A 14470-nucleotide genomic window follows, 5' to 3' on the forward strand; every position below is an offset into this window, starting at 1 on the left:
GTTTCTGCGGGTGCGCGCGCCGCTCCGGCCTGCTAGACGCGACGTTCGGCCTTTCCGGGACATCCATGCTTCGCAAGCTCTACGACTGGGTCTTCGCCCTCGCCCGCAGCAAACACGCCACGCCCGCTCTGGCCGTGGTGTCCTTCACCGAAAGCTCCTTCTTCCCCATCCCGCCCGACGTCATGCTCGGGCCGATGATCCTGGCGCGGCCGGACCGCGCCTATTTCTACGCCGGGGTCTGCACGGTCGCCTCGGTCCTGGGTGCCATGCTGGGCTACGCCATCGGCTATTTCCTGACCGACGTCGGGATGATGATCCTGGCCTGGCTGGGCAAGGCCGACACCTTCGAGGCGTCCAAGGCCCTGTTCCAGCAGCACGGGGCCTGGGTGATCCTGATCAAGGGTCTGACGCCGATCCCGTTCAAGCTGATCACCATCGCCTCGGGCATCTTCCAGTTCAACTTCCCGCTCTTCGTGGCCCTCTGCGCCGTGACCCGCGGCGGCCGCTTCTTCGCCGAGGCCTTCGTGCTCAAGCGCTGGGGTCCGGCCATGCTGGAAATGGTCGAGAAGCGGCTGGCGATGTGGAGCATCATCGGTATCGTGGTGCTCGTCGCCGCCTTTGCCGCGGTGAAGCTGCTCTGATCGGGCGAGCCTCATCGACGCGGCGCTCCGGCCCCGCTATGAACGTCGTCCGATGGTAGGCCTGTATCGACTCCTGACGCGGTGGTGGACCGCCTTTGCCCTGGCGGCCTCGCTGGCCCTGCTGGGCGCAGCGCATGCGTTCGAGCGCTTCGGCGGCCTCGCGCCCTGCAACCTCTGCCTCAAGCAGCGCGAGGTCTACTGGGGTGCCGTCGCCATCGCCCTGGTCGCCACGCTCTGGCACGTGATCAGCCGGGGCAGCCGCGGCACGCCGCGCATCGCCGCCTTCCTGCTGGCCGTCGTCTTCGCCACCGGCACGATCACCGCCGTCTTCCACATGGGCGGCGAGATGAAATGGTGGGACCTGCCCGCGACCTGTTCCGGCGGCGGCGACATCAACCTCGAAAGCCTCGCGGCCCTCGCCCTGGGCACCGGCCCGGTCGAGAAGGTCGTCATGTGCGACGCGGTGACGTGGCGCTTCCTCGGCCTGTCCATGGCAGGGTGGAACGCCCTGATCTCGGCCGCCTTGGCCGTGTTCAGCCTTCTCGCCGCCAAGAGGCCCAAGGATGCCAGAGCCCCTCGCAACTGAGGCCCCGGAAACGGACACGGCGGACAACCGCCGTATTCCGCTGCCCCGGCCCGGCCGCGGCGCCAGCCAGCGCCGCAGGGCGGAAATCCTGCGCGTCGATCACGCCGGTGAGTACGCCGCGGTCCACATCTACCGCGCCCAGCGCGCCGTCTTCGAGGGTCGCGCCGGCCACGAGGCCGTCGCCTCTGACATGGGCGAGATGCAGGCCCAGGAGGCCGTCCACCTCGCCCGCTTCGACGCCCTGCTGAACGCCGAGCGGGTGCGTCCCACGGTGATGACCCCGGTCTGGCGACTGGCCGCCCTCGCCCTGGGCACCGGTACGGCCCTGATGGGCGAGAAGGCCGCCCACGCCTGCACCGAGGCGGTCGAGAGCGTGATCGAGGAACATTACGCCGACCAGATCGCCGAGCTGAAAGACCGCGACCCGGCCCTGGCCGCCGAACTGTCGGCCTTCCGCGATGAGGAACTGGCCCACCACGACCACGCCGTCGCCCACGGCAGCCGGGAGGCCCCGGGCTACGACCTGCTCAGTGCGGTGATCAAGGCAGGCTGCCGGGCCGCCATCCGGATCAGCGAGCGCGTCTGATCTCGCGCCGGGGTTGCGACTTCAGCCCCGTCCGGCATTATGCGGCCAAAGCCCCCAGGAGTTCCCGGTGTTGTTTCCCGCTGTTCTGATCGCTTCCGTCGCCTTGCTCCAGCAGGCCCCCGCCGCTGCGCCGGCCCAGCCCGCGACGGGACCCACGGTCGCGGCCGCCCCCGCATCCGGTGCCGCCCGACCGGCTGCAGAGACCGCCCAGGTCTGCCGGACCGAGGCGGTCACCGGCTCGCGCTTCGGCCGCCGCGTCTGCCGCAGCGCGGTCCAGACTGATGAAGATCGCGCCGCCAGCCGCGAGATGCTGCGCCAGATGCAGGGCGCGCGGGTCCCGCCTTCGGGCTGACTCCGGAAGGAACTCCGCCCTAGGCGGCCTTTCGTCTCCGCCCGGGCGCCGCCTTGGGTTCGCCTTCGAACAGCTCGGCCAGCTTCTCGGTCATCACCCCGGCCAGTTGCTCCACATCGACGATGGTGACCGCCCGGCGGTACCAGCGCGTCACGTCGTGGCCGATGCCGATGGCGATCAGCTCGACCGGTGAACGCTCCTCGATCCCGGCGATCACCTGCCTGAGGTGCTTGTCCAGGTAGAGGGCGGCATTGGCCGACTGGGTCGAGTCATCGACCGGAGAGCCGTCGGAAATGACCATCAGGATGCGCCGCGCCTCGGTCCGGCCCAGCAGGCGCTCATGCGCCCAGGTCAGGGCCTCGCCGTCGATGTTCTCCTTGAGCAGGCCCTCGCGCATCATCAGGCCGAGGCTCTTCTTGGCCCGCCGCCAGGGCGAGTCCGCCGCCTTGTAGATGATGTGCCGCAGGTCGTTCAGCCGACCCGGATTGGCCGGCTTTCCGGCGCTGATCCAGGCCTCGCGCGCCTGCCCGCCCTTCCAGGCCCGGGTGGTGAAGCCGAGGATCTCGACCTTGACCCCGCACCGCTCCAGCGTCCGTGCCAGGATGTCGGCGCAGACCGCAGCGACCATGATCGGCCGCCCGCGCATCGAGCCGGAGTTGTCCAGCAGCAGGGTCACCACCGTGTCGCGGAACGGGCTCTCGCTCTCGGCCTTGAAGCTCAGCGGACTGGTCGGGTCGGTGATGACCCGGGTCAGGCGGGCGGTGTCCAGCACCCCCTCCTCCAGATCGAAATGCCAGCTGCGGTTCTGCTGCGCCATGAGCCGGCGCTGCAGCTTGTTGGCCAGCCGCGACACCACCGACGACAGCGCCGTCAGCTGCTGGTCCAGCAGGGCGCGCAGCCGCTCCAGCTCGTTGGGATCGCACAGGTCGGCGGCGTCCACGACCTCGTCATAGGCGGTGGTGAAGACGTGGTAGGCGTCGATGGTCCGGCCGTCGTCGGCGGTCTGCTGGCGGTTGGGCAAGGCGCCTTCGTTGACGTCAGGGCCTTCGTCCGACGCCTCGCCGTCGGGATCGCCTGCCGAGCCGTCCGGCCGGGCTTCGCGCTCGTCGCCCTGGCTCTCGTCGTCGGCCGAGCCGTCCATGGTCTGGCCTTCGCCGCCGCCGGCGTCGTCTTCCTCGTCCTGATCATCAGCCGCATCGGGCGACTGGGGATCGGCCTCGTCCTCGCCCTGTTCGTCCGAGGCGTCGTCGCCGCGGCCGTCGCCTGGATCGAGGTCCAGCGCGCGCAACACGTCCTTCAGCCGGTCGGCGAACATCGCCTGGTCATCGGCGGCCTCGGCGAGGGCGTTGAGTTTGGCCCCGGCCTTGTCCTCCATCGCCGTGCGGACGAGGTCCAGCATGGCGGCGGCCCCGTCCGGCGCGCGCTGTCCGGTCAGCCGCTCGCGCACCAGCAGGGCCACGGCCTCGGCGACCGGCACGCGCTCCGCCTCGGTCGCGCGCAGGGCGCCCATCTTCTCCAGCCGCGTCAGCAGGGCCGCGCCCATATTGGCCCGTACCCCGGCCAGCGACTGCGAGCCGACGGCCTCGACCCGCGCCTGCTCCACAGCCTCGAACACCTCGGCGGCGCGGCTGTCGATGGGGCGAAGGCGGGCATGCAGGGTCTCGTCGTGATTGGCCAGACGCAGCGCCAGCCGGTCGGCCTGACCACGCAGGGTCGCACTCTCCGGACTGCCGGGATCGCGCGGCGGATGCGGCAGGGTCAGGACGCCGTTGGACAGTTTCGGCCCGTCGGAGCCGAACACGACCTCAAGCTCGGACTGCTCCGCCAGCGCCCGCGCCGCATGGGCGAGGGCGCGTTTGAAAACGTCTGCAGGAGTCTCGGCGGCGGCCATGGGTTTCCCTAGCCGGTCGCTATCGGTCGCGAAAGGCTCAGGCCGCGTTGGCGGCTTTGGAGGCGGCGGCCTTCAGCTTTTCCTGATGTGCGCGCATGCCGGTGGCGATCAGTTCGGCGGCTTCGCCGGCGTCGCCCCAGCCCTTCACCGTGACCGACTTGTTCTTCTCCAGATCCTTGTAGCGGGTGAAGAAATGCTCGATCTGCTCGACCATGATGGTCGGCAGCTGCCGGTAGCTGGCGATGTCAGTATAGTAGGGGTTCAGCTTGTCGACCGGCACGGCGAGGATCTTTTCGTCGCCGCCCGCCTCGTCTTCCATCTTCAGCACACCGATCGGGCGCGAGCGGATGATGCAGCCGGGCACGACCGGGGTCGGGTTCAGCACGATCACGTCGCAGGGGTCGCCGTCGTCCGACAGGGTGTGCGGAATGAAGCCGTAGTTGCCCGGATAGTACATGGCCGTGTGCAGGAAGCGGTCGACGAACAGGGCACCCGACGCCTTGTCCATTTCGTATTTCACCGGCAGGCCGCCCTGCGGGATCTCGATGATGACATTGACGTCCCAGGGCGGATTGGGGCCGACGGGAATGGCATCGATATTCATGGCGCGCTCGATTATTGTGCAGTGCGATACGAAGTGGCGGGCGTGATAGGCTCGCACGGCGCCCGAAGCAAGGCAGGATGGTTTGCGCTATCGCTTGCGACGCGGTCGCTCGCTGCTTGAGCGCGCGCACCCGGCGCGTCACGGTGTACCGGTGAAGAGGAGACGGCGATGACCCTGTTCGACTGGCTGGCCCTGGCCCTCTTCATCCTGTGCTGGCTCGGCTATGGCCCGCTTCTGGCCCTGCTGGCGCGGCGCAGCGGCACGCTCAACGACGACATGCTGGTCATTCGCCGCGTCTGGATGACGGCCATGACCCATCGGGAAACCCGGCTCGTCGACAGCAATCTGATGGGCCACACCATCAATTCCGGCGGTTTCTTCGCCTCGACCAATCTGCTGCTGATCGCGGCCGTGGCCAGCGTGCTGTTCGGCGGGGAACAGGCCATGCAGGGGTTCGCCTCGGTCGGTGCCGAGGACGTGCCGATGAAGTTGCTGGAGGCCAAGCTGGCGCTGGTGCTGGTCTGCCTGGCCCGCGGCCTGCTGGATTTCATCTGGTCGATCAGACAGTTGAACTATGCCCTCGCCCTGATCGGGGCCGCGCCCGAAGTGCATACAGAGGCGGATCGGGTGGCCTTGGGCGACGCGGCGGCCAATCTGTTGAATCCCGCCCTCAGTGCCTTCAGCCAGGGCGTGCGGGGCTATTATTTTGCCTTGGCGGCAGCGGCCTGGCTGTTCGGGCCGCTGTGGCTGTCGATCGGCGTGACGGCCGCATTCTGCCTGATGGTCTGGCGCCAGGCCGGGTCGCCGGCCGCCCGCGCCATCCGCAACGCCCGCCGGCTCCTGGAGCGCGTCTGACAGGCTGAAAGCGGTTACACTGCGTGAACGCAGTTGCGAGATAGCCGCTTGACGATTTGTGCGCTGCAACCTAGCTTGATCTTCGACGCCTCCGGGCGTCGTGCCCTTCTGGGCGTTTCCTCCCTATAGACTTCATGCCGCGCCCTCGGGCGCGGCTTTTTTTATGTCCCGTCCAGCAGGGCGGCGATGGCGCGGGCCACGCCCTTTTCGGTCCGCGACCAGCCGGGCCCCGGCATCCGGGCGGCTTCGTCGAAATACAGCGCCCGGTTCAGCTCGACCTGGATGGCGTGAAACCCCTCCGACGGTCGGCCCCAGCTCTGGGTGGTCCAGCCGCCTGCATAGGGCTGGTTCAAGGCGACCCGCCAGCCCAGCGCCTCGAACGCCCGCCGCAGCCGCCGGGTCAGCGCCGCCGAACAGGAGGAGCCATGCCGGTCGCCGAGCACCACGTCCGGCCCTCGTGCGCCGCCCGCGCCCTGCGTCGCCCGCGCCGGCATCGAATGCCAGTCCACCAGCACGGCCTCGCCGTGCCGCGCACGCGCGGCCTGCATCTGTGCCGCCAGAGCCGCGTGATAGGGCGCGTGGGTCGCCGCAATCCGGTCCCTCGCCTCTTCCAGCGTCAGGCGACGGTCGTAGAGGGCCCGCCCGTCCCCGGTCAGCCGCGGAATCACGCCGTATCCCGCCGCCGTCCGCGCCGAAACCGACCCGTCGGCGGCCCCCTCGATCAGCTGGGGGTCGAGATCGGCCGGACCGCGGTTCAGATCGACCCAGGCCCGGCCGAGCTGCGCCAGAACCACCGTGGCGCCCAGATCGACGCCCGGCGCGATCAGCCGGTCGACGAGGGCGTCCTCGGCGCTGCGCAGACTGGCTTCCGGCAGGGCCCGGTCCGCGCCCATGCCAGGAGGATAGACCGTGCCTGAATGGGGCGAGGCGAAGACGAAGCGACCGGGCGTTTGAGGCCGCAGAACGACGAAGACGTCGTCATCGCTACTCCCAGCCCCGGCACCGTCCTGATCCATGCCGGCAGCCATAACCTGTTTCGGCCAACCATCCACAAGCGAGCGCTGGCGAGGGCCCTCTGATTTTCATGGCCAGTTTACCAGTCGCGGCGTAGCGTTTCGGAAAGACGACCGGGGCGGACAACGACATGGCGCGCATTCTACTGGCGGAAGACGATCACTCGCTTCGCGGCTTCCTGACCCGGGCGCTCGAGCGTGCGGGCCATTCCGTGGTCGATTGCGAGAATGGCGACGACGCCATCGACGCCCTCGATCAGGGCCCGTGGGACCTGCTTCTCACCGACATCGTCATGCCCGGTGCCGACGGCATCGAGGTGGCGCGCGTCGCCGCCGCCCGCCAGCCCGGCATCCGCATCATGTTCATCACCGGCTTCGCCGCCGTGGCCCTGTCGGCCGCCCAGGCCAGCCCCCAGGCCAAGGTTCTGGCCAAGCCTGTCCACCTGCGCGACCTCGTCGGCGAGGTTGAGCGGATGGTCGCCGCCTGAATATTTTGGCGCTGATGCTCGGGACGCAGTCGCTCACGGTTTGAGCACAGGGCGTGATTTGACACAGACTTGCCCCGGTTTCGCCCTTGCGGTCGGCGGCCCCTAGGGGTTATAGACCGCTCCTTCCCGTTCCGGGGCTTCCTCGGAACCGTCTTGGCGGATGCGTAGCTCAGCGGGAGAGCACCTCGTTGACATCGAGGGGGTCACAGGTTCAATCCCTGTCGCGTCCACCATTCCTTCCCTTCAGTCTGGATCAGTATCCCGTCCTCGCGGGTTCGCGCGGCTGCGCCCGCCGTCGCCCCGCCTTGGCTACCCGCGCGCAGGCAGCTCCAGTCCACGCTGGACCGCCGGCCGCGCCAGCCCACGCTCCAGCCAGGCCGGGACGTTTTTCAGGCTGTCGAACCCGACCAGATCGCGGGCCTCGTAGAAGCCGATCAGGTTGCGCACCCAGCCCAGGGTCGCGACATCGGCGATCGAATAGTCGCCCATGATCCAGTCGCGGCCTTCCAGCCGGTTTTCCAGCACACCCAGGAGCCGTTTCGATTCCGCGACATAGCGTTCCAGCGGGCGCTTGTCCTCGAACGCCCTGCCCGCGAACTTATGGAAGAAGCCGAGCTGGCCGAACATCGGGCCGACTGCGGCCATCTGGAACATCACCCACTGCAGGGTCTCGTAGCGGGCGGCGGGATCCGTCGGGATCAGCTGGCCCGTCTTCTCGGCCAGATAGACCAGGATGGCGCCGGATTCGAACAAGGCCAGCGACTTGCCGCCCGGCCCGTCGGGATCGAGGATGGCGGGGATCTTGCCGTTCGGGTTCAGCGACAGGAATTCCGGCGTCCAGGTTTCATTCTTCCCGATGTCGATGAAATGCCCCTCATAGGGCAGGCCGGTCTCCTCCAGCATGATCGAGACCTTCACCCCGTTGGGCGTGTTCAGCGAATAGAGCTGCAACCGGTCGGGATGCTGCGCGGGCCAGCGGTGCGTGATGGGAAAGGCAGAAAGGTCGGCCATCGGGAGGGCTCCGGTTGCGTTCGGCATGAATGTAGGCGGGCCGGGCCCATCCGCAACCGCACTGGTGGCGTATCCGTCCCCTGGTTCCGTCCTGACTGGACCCGAGGCCTTGGGGCGGGCAATGGAGACGCATGACATTCCCGATCCCGTCCCCCGCAGACTGGCGCGTCCTGGCCCAAAAGGCGCTCAAGGATCGGCCGCTCGAAAGCCTGGTTCACCTCGACGCCGACGGCCTCGCGATCCGGCCGCTGTATGCGGCGGCGACCGGCGGCCAGCCGGTCTCCGCGCCGCGTCCGTCCGACGCCGAGGGTCGGGCCTGGGATGTGCGCACCCTGGTCGAGGGCGACGACCCGGCCGCCGTCAACGCCGCCGTCCTGGCTGACCTCGAGGGCGGGGCGGCCTCGGTACTGGTCAGGGGCGCGGTGCTCGCGGATTCCGAACCGCTGGCCCGCGCCCTGGACGGCGTGGCGCTGGAACTGGCACCGGTCGGGCTCGACGCCGGGCTGGACGGGCCGGATGCGGCCAATGCGCTGGCGGTGGCGGCCAAGGGCTCGCCGCGCGCCCGGCTGATGTTCCACATGGATCCGCTCTCGGCGTTCGCCGAAGCCGGCACCGCGCCGCGCGCGATCGACGAGCATCTGATGCTGGCGGCGAATACGGCGGCGCGCCATGCGGGGGCCTATCCCGAGGCGTCCTTCTTCATGGCGAGCGGCCGGGTCGTGCACGAGGCGGGCGGTTCGATCGCCCAGGAGCTGGGCTTCGCGGCGGCCAATGCGGTGGCGCTGGTCAAGGCGGCGGTCGCGGCGGGGATGACGGCCGAGGCGGCGCTGAAGGGGACCGTGCTGGGGGTCTCGCTGGACCAGGAATATTTCGACGGCCTCGCCAAGGTCCGGGCTCTGCGCCTGATGTGGCGCACCCTGGGCCGGGCCTTCGGTTTCGAGACGCCCGCCCTGATCGAGGCCCGCTCCTCGCGGCGGATGCTGGCGGCGCGCGATCCCTGGCCCAATCTGCTGCGGCTGACAGCGGCGGGCTATGCCGGCGCGGTCGGCGGGGCCGATGCCGTGGTGCTGGACGGCCTGTCACGCGCCAACGGCCGCTCCGACGCCTTCGCGCGGCGACAGGCGCGCAATACGCAGGCGGTGCTGATGGAAGAAGCCCACCTCGGTCGCGTCGACGATCCGGCGGCCGGCTCCTGGTTCCTCGACGCCCGCACCCGCGATCTGGCCGAGGCCGGCTGGGCCGAGTTCCAGCGCATCGAGGGCGAAGGCGGCCTCGTCGTCGCCCTGCGCACCGGCGACATCCAGGATCGCGTCGCCGCCGCCCGTGCCGAGCGCGAGGCGGCTCTGGCCAGCGGTGCTTCACACCTGGTCGGGGTGACGAAATTCGTCGACCCGGATCCCCGCGCCGCGCCGTTTGAGGCCGAGCCCGCCCATCCGGCGCAAACCGGTGGCGATGCCTGCGATCCGCTGACCCCGATCCGGTTCGCCGCCCCCTTCGAGACGCAAGCCTGGGAGGCGGCCCGATGAGCGCGCCCGACTTCACCAAGGTCGCCCTCGACTTCGGCCCCACCGGCGCGGGCCCGGCCCGCGACGTCTGGAACACGCCCGAAGGCCTGACCGTCCAGACCGCCTATGGCACGGACGCGGTTCAGGGACTCGACTTCATCCACGGCCTGCCCGGCATCGCCCCCTATGTCCGGGGCCCCTATCCGACCATGTACGCCGGCAACCCCTGGACCATCCGCCAGTACGCCGGCTTCTCGACCGCCGAGGCCTCCAACGCCTTCTATCGCCGAAACCTCGCCGCCGGTCAGAAGGGGCTGTCGATCGCCTTCGATCTGGCCACTCACCGCGGCTACGATTCCGACCACCCGCGGGTGAAGGGCGACGTCGGCATGGCCGGCGTGGCCATCGACAGCATCTACGACATGCGGACCCTGTTCGACGGCATCCCGCTCGACCAGATGTCGGTGTCGATGACCATGAACGGTGCCGTCCTGCCGATCCTGGCCCTCTATGTCGTGGCGGCCGAGGAGCAGGGCGTGCCGCATGCAGCCCTGACCGGGACCATCCAGAACGACATCCTCAAGGAGTTCATGGTCCGCAACACCTACATCTATCCGCCCGAGCCCTCGATGCGGATCGTGTCGGACATCTTCGCCTGGACCGCGGAGCACACGCCGAAATTCAACTCCATCTCAATCAGCGGCTACCACATGCAGGAGGCCGGAGCCTCGGCCGATCTGGAGCTGGCCTACACCCTCGCGGACGGGGTCGAATATCTGAAGGCGGGCGTCGCGGCAGGCATGGACGTCGACCGGTTCGCGCCGCGCCTCAGCTTCTTCTGGGCCATCGGAATGAACTATTTCATGGAGGTGGCCAAGCTGCGCGCCGGCCGTCTGTTGTGGGCCGAAGCCGTCTCGAAATTCGGCGCCAAGGACCCCCGCTCCCTCTCCCTGCGCGCCCACTGCCAGACCTCCGGCTGGTCGCTGGCGGCGCAGGATGTGTTCAACAATGTGCCCCGCACCATGGTCGAGGCCATGGCCGCGGCCGGCGGCCAGACCCAGAGCCTACACACCAATGCGCTGGACGAAGCCCTGGCCCTGCCGACCGATTTCTCGGCCCGGATCGCGCGCAATACCCAGCTGCTGCTGCAGATGGAGACCGGCCTGACGAAGGTCATCGATCCCTGGGGCGGCAGCTACTATGTCGAACGCCTGACCCACGAACTGGCGAACAAGGCCCGCGTCCTGATGGCCGAGGTCGAGGCCCTGGGCGGTATGGCGAAGGCCATCGAGGCCGGCGTGCCCAAGATGCGGATCGAGGAAGCCTCGGCCCGCACCCAGGCCCGGATCGACACCGGCCAGCAGACCGTCGTCGGGGTGAACCGCTACCTGTCCGACGCGGTCGACGACATTCCGATGCTGAAGGTCGACAACGCTGCCGTGCTGACGGCCCAGATCGACAAGCTGAAACGGCTGCGCGCCGAACGCGACGAGGCGAAGACCCAGGCCGCCCTCGACGCCCTGACCGAGGGCGCGCGCGGGAACGCCAATCTGCTGGAACTATCGGTCCAGGCGGCGCGCGCCTTTGCCACCGTCGGCGAGATCTCTGATGCGCTGGAAGCCGCCTTCGGCCGGCATGTGGCGACGGTGAAGACCGCCCGCGGCGTCTATGCCCGCGAGGCCGGAAACGACCCGAAGATCGCCCGCGCCCGCGACGTGGTCGCCGCCTTCGTCGACAATGACGGCGGCCCGCCACGGATCCTGATCGCCAAGCTCGGCCAGGACGGCCACGACCGCGGCCAGAAGGTCATCGCCACCGCCTATGGCGACCTCGGCCTCGAGGCCACCGCCGGTTCGCTGTTCCAGACCCCGGCCGAGGCCGCCCGCGACGCCGTGGCCGGCAATGTCCACGCCGTCGGTGCTTCATCCCTGGCGGCGGGCCACCTGACGCTGGTGCCCGAACTGAAGGCCGAGCTGGAGAAGCTCGGCCGTCCGGACATCATGATCGTGGTCGGCGGCGTGATCCCGCCCTCGGACGTCCAGACCCTCATCGACATGGGCGCCGCCGCCGTCTATCCGCCCGGCTCGGTCATCGCCGACACGGCGATCGATCTGATCGACAAGCTGAACCAGCGCCTCGGCTACGCCCAGAAAACCTGAGCCGGGAAGATCAGGGCCTGTGGTTCGCCGGCAGGGCCTCGATCTCTTCGGCGGTCAGCTTGCGGCTGACCCTGACGCGGCAGACCGAGGTCTGGGACGTGGACCCCGGCACCACGATCCGGGCCCAGTCGTCGGTGCACAGGCGCGAGCCGACCATGCCGCCGTCGGGGATCAGGGCCATCTGGATGGCGAAGTCCATGTCCGGGCATCCGCCGGCGGCGTTGAGCTCATACACGTCGCTGCGGCCGACCCGCAGGAAGACCTGATCGGGGCGGCCCTGTTCGAAATTATTGACCTGGCGGACGCTGAAACACTGACGGGCACGGGCCGGCGGGTCGCCCGCCATGCCGGCGCCCTCGACGGGCGCGCAGGAGGCCAGAAAGGTCAGGGCGCCGAGAGCGGCAAAGGCGAGGGTGCGCATGGGGGAGTCTCCTCGTGGAACCGGAACCTCAACCGTCCGCCTTGCTGATCGGTTGCACAAGGGGCCTGACGGTAGCGTTTCGTAACGGATCGACCCGCGCCGCCAGGTCCGCCGGCAGCGGCGACGGTGCCCCGAGGGCCAAAGCCGCGACGTGTTCCGCCAGGAGCGGCGCGACGCAGAAGCCGCGCGAACCCAGTCCGCCGAGCACGAACAGGTCTGCGCGCCCCGGCACGGCACCGGCCAGGGGCAGCCGGTCCGGCATCGTGGCCCGGACGGCCGTCCGGGCCGAGGCTTCCCCCGCCGCCGCGATCCGCGCGGCCAGCTGCGGTAGCCGGGCCGCGACCGTCGCCAGATTGCGGGCCCCGGCCTCTTCCGAGGGTCCACCATCGGTCTCGCCCCGATCATGGATCGCGCCGAACAGCAGGCCGGAGCCTGTCGGCACGGCATAGCCGCCCCAGGCGACGGGCCGGGCCTCGACGCCCTCTATCCAGTCCGCCTGCCCCCGGACCGGCGACAGCGCCAGATCGGGGACCAGTCCCGCCGTTCCCCAGCCACCCGCGACCACGACGATGTCGGCCTCGACAATCAGACCGCCGGCCTCGTCCAGCAAACGCCAGCCGGCGTCCGCCGGTTCGATATGCGCCACCCGCGCCGCGACCCGGACCGCCTCCGCCAGCCAGACGTCGAGCACGGCGCGCGGCCGGATCGCCATGGCGTCACGCATCCACAGTCCGCCGCAGCCGACGGGCTCGCCCGGTTCCACGGCACAGCGCCCGGCGTCCCGAACCTCCATCGCGCCCTCGTTCCAGAAGGGCTGGGCCGCGACCTTGGCGAACCGTCCAGCATCACGCGGCGTCTGTTCGAGCTGAAGCACGCCCGTCTCGATCACGGCGTCGGGTATGGCAGCGTAGAGGGCCGCCGCCCGGGTCAGGGCCTGGGCGTGAAGACCCGCGATCTCCGCGTCTCCGGCGTCGAACCGGGGCGTCACAAGGGCGGCCGGAAAGCCGGAGCCGCCCGCGCCGGCGTGCGCCGCCTCGACGACCGTCGATCGCACGCCCAGCGCCGCAAAGGCGCGCGCCAGCGCCGCCCCCGCGATCCCGGCGCCGACCACTGCCACGGAAGGCGTCTGCGCTGGTGCGACAGGGGAGCCTGGCAGCCGCGCTTCCAGACGTTCGCGCTTGCGCCCGTGACCCGGCCGCTTCTCCACGGCGAAGTTTCGCTCCGCCAGCCCCCGCCGCACAGCCCCGGCTACAGTGAAGGTCGCAACCCGCGCGCCCGGCGCGGAGCGGGCGGCGATGCCGTCCATGACCGCGTCCGACCACATCCCGGGATTGGTCGAGGGCGCGAAGCCGTCGAGGAACCAGGCGTCCGCCTGTCCGGACCACTGCGACAGGGCCCAGCCGACGTCGCCGACCGCAAGATCGAGCGTCGCATTGAACCCGGGCAGGTCGAGACGATGAAATCCCGGCGTCGGCTCCGGCCAGACATCCAGCAGCGCCTGTGTCGCCTCCGCCAGGTCCGGCCAGGCCTCCAGCGCCCGCATCGCCTCTTCGCGACTCAACGGAAAGCCCTCGACCGAGAACAGGCTCAACCGGCCGTCAGCCGGCCCCTCGCGGCGCCAGAGATCCAGCAGGGCGGCGATATTCAGACCGGTGCCGAACCCCAGTTCGGCGACGCAGAAACGGGACCGTCCCTGCCAGGCCCCGGGCAGACCGCAGCCGGCGAGAAAGACCGCCCGGCTCTCGGCGAGCCCGTCCTGCTGCGAGAAATAGACATCGCCGAACCGTCCCGAACGCGGCGAGCCGTCGTCGGTCCAGATCAGGCGGGGGGCACGGTCTTCAGTCATTCGCCACGGCCTATACCGCCCGGGCCGTCGCGCAACGAAAAAGGGCCGCCCCCGGGGGGCGACCCTCCATTCTCGGGCTTGTCCGGCGGCAAGCGCGCCGGATCTCCGGGCCTAGTGGGCCGCGGCGGCCGGTGCGGCGGGAGCCGCGGCGGCCGGTGCCGGGGCGGCGGCGTCAGCGGCGGCCGGGGCCAGTTCAGCGGCGGCGGCGGCGTCAGCAGCTGCCTGGGCGTCAGCGGCGGCCTGGTCGATGGTGGTGTTGGCGGCGGCCGGGTCGGCGACGCCGGCGGCTTCGACGGCTTCGGTCGCGGCACCGTCGGCCTTTTCCTCGGCCTTCTGGCAGGCGGTCAGGGCAAGCGCGGCGGAGGCTGCCACGATCAGGGCTGTGATGCGCATCGGAGGGCTCCTTGGATTTGGTGGACGGGGGCGTCCCGGGAAACTGGATACCGACCGTCGGCGAGCCCCCGCAAGTTAAATAGCGCCCACGTTCGGCGGCGCGCAGCGGACAGGACAAC

15 protein-coding genes and 1 tRNA gene are annotated in these 14470 nt (G+C 69.9%); 9 read left to right on the forward strand and 7 right to left on the reverse strand.

Features of this window, described 5'->3' with window-relative positions; all coding sequences use genetic code 11:
• Positions 1 to 65 precede the first annotated feature (65 nt).
• The 4 genes from KB221_00090 (at position 66) to KB221_00105 (ending at position 2165) form a co-directional block, all read left to right on the forward strand.
• Positions 66 to 641, forward strand: coding sequence for a YqaA family protein (locus KB221_00090; protein ID WIY69442.1), 576 nt, complete (start codon positions 66 to 68; stop codon positions 639 to 641).
• A 52-nt stretch (positions 642 to 693) separates the two neighbouring features.
• Entirely contained in the window at positions 694 to 1227 is a 534-nt protein-coding gene (locus tag KB221_00095) for a disulfide bond formation protein B (GenBank protein WIY69443.1), read from the forward strand.
• Positions 1205 to 1813 carry a demethoxyubiquinone hydroxylase family protein gene (locus KB221_00100; protein ID WIY69444.1) on the forward strand — a complete coding sequence of 203 codons (609 nt, stop codon included), beginning with the start codon at positions 1205 to 1207 and terminating at the stop codon, positions 1811 to 1813. The genes KB221_00095 and KB221_00100 overlap by 23 nt, the downstream gene beginning before the upstream one ends.
• 67 nt (positions 1814 to 1880) lie before the next feature.
• The gene (locus KB221_00105) at positions 1881 to 2165 is read left to right on the forward strand and encodes a hypothetical protein (GenBank protein ID WIY69445.1); all 285 of its coding nucleotides are present in this window, start codon (positions 1881 to 1883) and stop codon (positions 2163 to 2165) included.
• A gap of 19 nt (positions 2166 to 2184) precedes the next feature.
• On the opposite strand, the gene cobT is transcribed toward KB221_00105, so the two are convergent.
• Together cobT and ppa are read right to left on the reverse strand one after the other, a co-directional pair.
• Positions 2185 to 4056 carry a cobaltochelatase subunit CobT gene (gene cobT, locus KB221_00110; protein ID WIY69446.1) on the reverse strand — a complete coding sequence of 624 codons (1872 nt, stop codon included), beginning with the start codon at positions 4054 to 4056 and terminating at the stop codon, positions 2185 to 2187.
• Between the two features lie 37 nt (positions 4057 to 4093).
• Positions 4094 to 4660: an inorganic diphosphatase gene (gene ppa, locus KB221_00115; GenBank protein WIY69447.1), complete on the reverse strand. Its 567-nt coding sequence runs from the start codon at positions 4658 to 4660 to the stop codon at positions 4094 to 4096.
• Positions 4661 to 4828: 168 nt separating this feature from the next.
• On the opposite strand from ppa, the gene KB221_00120 reads away from it, so the two are divergent.
• Positions 4829 to 5515, forward strand: a complete 687-nt coding sequence (locus KB221_00120; GenBank protein ID WIY69448.1) for a DUF599 family protein — start codon at positions 4829 to 4831, stop codon at positions 5513 to 5515.
• Positions 5516 to 5676: 161 nt separating this feature from the next.
• On the opposite strand, the gene KB221_00125 is transcribed toward KB221_00120, so the two are convergent.
• Entirely contained in the window at positions 5677 to 6543 is an 867-nt protein-coding gene (locus KB221_00125) for an N-formylglutamate amidohydrolase (protein ID WIY69449.1), read from the reverse strand.
• A gap of 116 nt (positions 6544 to 6659) precedes the next feature.
• On the opposite strand from KB221_00125, the gene KB221_00130 reads away from it, so the two are divergent.
• Together KB221_00130 and KB221_00135 are read left to right on the forward strand one after the other, a co-directional pair.
• Positions 6660 to 7016 carry a response regulator gene (locus tag KB221_00130; GenBank protein WIY69450.1) on the forward strand — a complete coding sequence of 119 codons (357 nt, stop codon included), beginning with the start codon at positions 6660 to 6662 and terminating at the stop codon, positions 7014 to 7016.
• 158 nt (positions 7017 to 7174) lie between these two features.
• Positions 7175 to 7249, forward strand: a tRNA-Val gene (locus KB221_00135).
• 76 nt (positions 7250 to 7325) lie between these two features.
• Here KB221_00135 and KB221_00140 read toward each other — a convergent pair.
• Positions 7326 to 8027, reverse strand: a complete 702-nt coding sequence (locus KB221_00140; protein WIY69451.1) for a glutathione S-transferase N-terminal domain-containing protein — start codon at positions 8025 to 8027, stop codon at positions 7326 to 7328.
• Between the two features lie 131 nt (positions 8028 to 8158).
• Between KB221_00140 and KB221_00145 the strand changes: the two genes are divergently transcribed.
• On the forward strand, positions 8159 to 9553 hold the full coding sequence (locus tag KB221_00145; GenBank protein WIY69452.1) for a methylmalonyl-CoA mutase family protein: 1395 nt from the start codon (positions 8159 to 8161) through the stop codon (positions 9551 to 9553).
• On the forward strand, positions 9550 to 11691 hold the full coding sequence (scpA, locus tag KB221_00150) for a methylmalonyl-CoA mutase (protein WIY69453.1): 2142 nt from the start codon (positions 9550 to 9552) through the stop codon (positions 11689 to 11691). Before KB221_00145 ends, scpA begins: the two co-directional genes overlap by 4 nt.
• Before the next feature lie 10 nt (positions 11692 to 11701).
• Here the strand turns inward: scpA and KB221_00155 are convergent, their stop codons facing one another.
• The 3 genes from KB221_00155 to KB221_00165 all read right to left on the reverse strand — a co-directional run bounded on the left by KB221_00155 (position 11702) and on the right by KB221_00165 (position 14351).
• The gene (locus tag KB221_00155; GenBank protein WIY69454.1) at positions 11702 to 12112 is read right to left on the reverse strand and encodes a DUF6491 family protein; all 411 of its coding nucleotides are present in this window, start codon (positions 12110 to 12112) and stop codon (positions 11702 to 11704) included.
• Positions 12113 to 12140: 28 nt separating this feature from the next.
• A complete protein-coding gene (mnmD, locus tag KB221_00160; protein ID WIY69455.1) occupies positions 12141 to 13958 on the reverse strand; it encodes a tRNA (5-methylaminomethyl-2-thiouridine)(34)-methyltransferase MnmD in 1818 nt (605 codons plus the stop codon).
• A 111-nt stretch (positions 13959 to 14069) separates the two neighbouring features.
• Complete coding sequence (locus KB221_00165) at positions 14070 to 14351, reverse strand: hypothetical protein (protein ID WIY69456.1); 282 nt, start codon at positions 14349 to 14351, stop codon at positions 14070 to 14072.
• Positions 14352 to 14470 lie beyond the last annotated feature (119 nt).

The sequence above is a fragment of the Aquidulcibacter paucihalophilus genome (assembly GCA_030285985.1).
Lineage (GTDB): Bacteria > Pseudomonadota > Alphaproteobacteria > Caulobacterales > Caulobacteraceae > Brevundimonas.

What these genes read in the sequence shown, in the direction of transcription:
- KB221_00165 (WIY69456.1), bottom strand. Translation starts at nt 14,351, where the DNA reads ATGCGCATCACAGCCCTGATCGTGGCAGCCTCCGCCGCGCTTGCCCTG.
- scpA (WIY69453.1), top strand. Translation starts at nt 9,550, where the DNA reads ATGAGCGCGCCCGACTTCACCAAGGTCGCCCTCGACTTCGGCCCCACC.
- KB221_00095 (WIY69443.1), top strand. Translation starts at nt 694, where the DNA reads ATGGTAGGCCTGTATCGACTCCTGACGCGGTGGTGGACCGCCTTTGCC.
- KB221_00145 (WIY69452.1), top strand. Translation starts at nt 8,159, where the DNA reads ATGACATTCCCGATCCCGTCCCCCGCAGACTGGCGCGTCCTGGCCCAA.
- KB221_00120 (WIY69448.1), top strand. Translation starts at nt 4,829, where the DNA reads ATGACCCTGTTCGACTGGCTGGCCCTGGCCCTCTTCATCCTGTGCTGG.
- KB221_00125 (WIY69449.1), bottom strand. Translation starts at nt 6,543, where the DNA reads ATGGCTGCCGGCATGGATCAGGACGGTGCCGGGGCTGGGAGTAGCGAT.
- ppa (WIY69447.1), bottom strand. Translation starts at nt 4,660, where the DNA reads ATGAATATCGATGCCATTCCCGTCGGCCCCAATCCGCCCTGGGACGTC.
- mnmD (WIY69455.1), bottom strand. Translation starts at nt 13,958, where the DNA reads ATGACTGAAGACCGTGCCCCCCGCCTGATCTGGACCGACGACGGCTCG.
- cobT (WIY69446.1), bottom strand. Translation starts at nt 4,056, where the DNA reads ATGGCCGCCGCCGAGACTCCTGCAGACGTTTTCAAACGCGCCCTCGCC.
- KB221_00155 (WIY69454.1), bottom strand. Translation starts at nt 12,112, where the DNA reads ATGCGCACCCTCGCCTTTGCCGCTCTCGGCGCCCTGACCTTTCTGGCC.
- KB221_00100 (WIY69444.1), top strand. Translation starts at nt 1,205, where the DNA reads ATGCCAGAGCCCCTCGCAACTGAGGCCCCGGAAACGGACACGGCGGAC.
- KB221_00090 (WIY69442.1), top strand. Translation starts at nt 66, where the DNA reads ATGCTTCGCAAGCTCTACGACTGGGTCTTCGCCCTCGCCCGCAGCAAA.
- KB221_00130 (WIY69450.1), top strand. Translation starts at nt 6,660, where the DNA reads ATGGCGCGCATTCTACTGGCGGAAGACGATCACTCGCTTCGCGGCTTC.
- KB221_00140 (WIY69451.1), bottom strand. Translation starts at nt 8,027, where the DNA reads ATGGCCGACCTTTCTGCCTTTCCCATCACGCACCGCTGGCCCGCGCAG.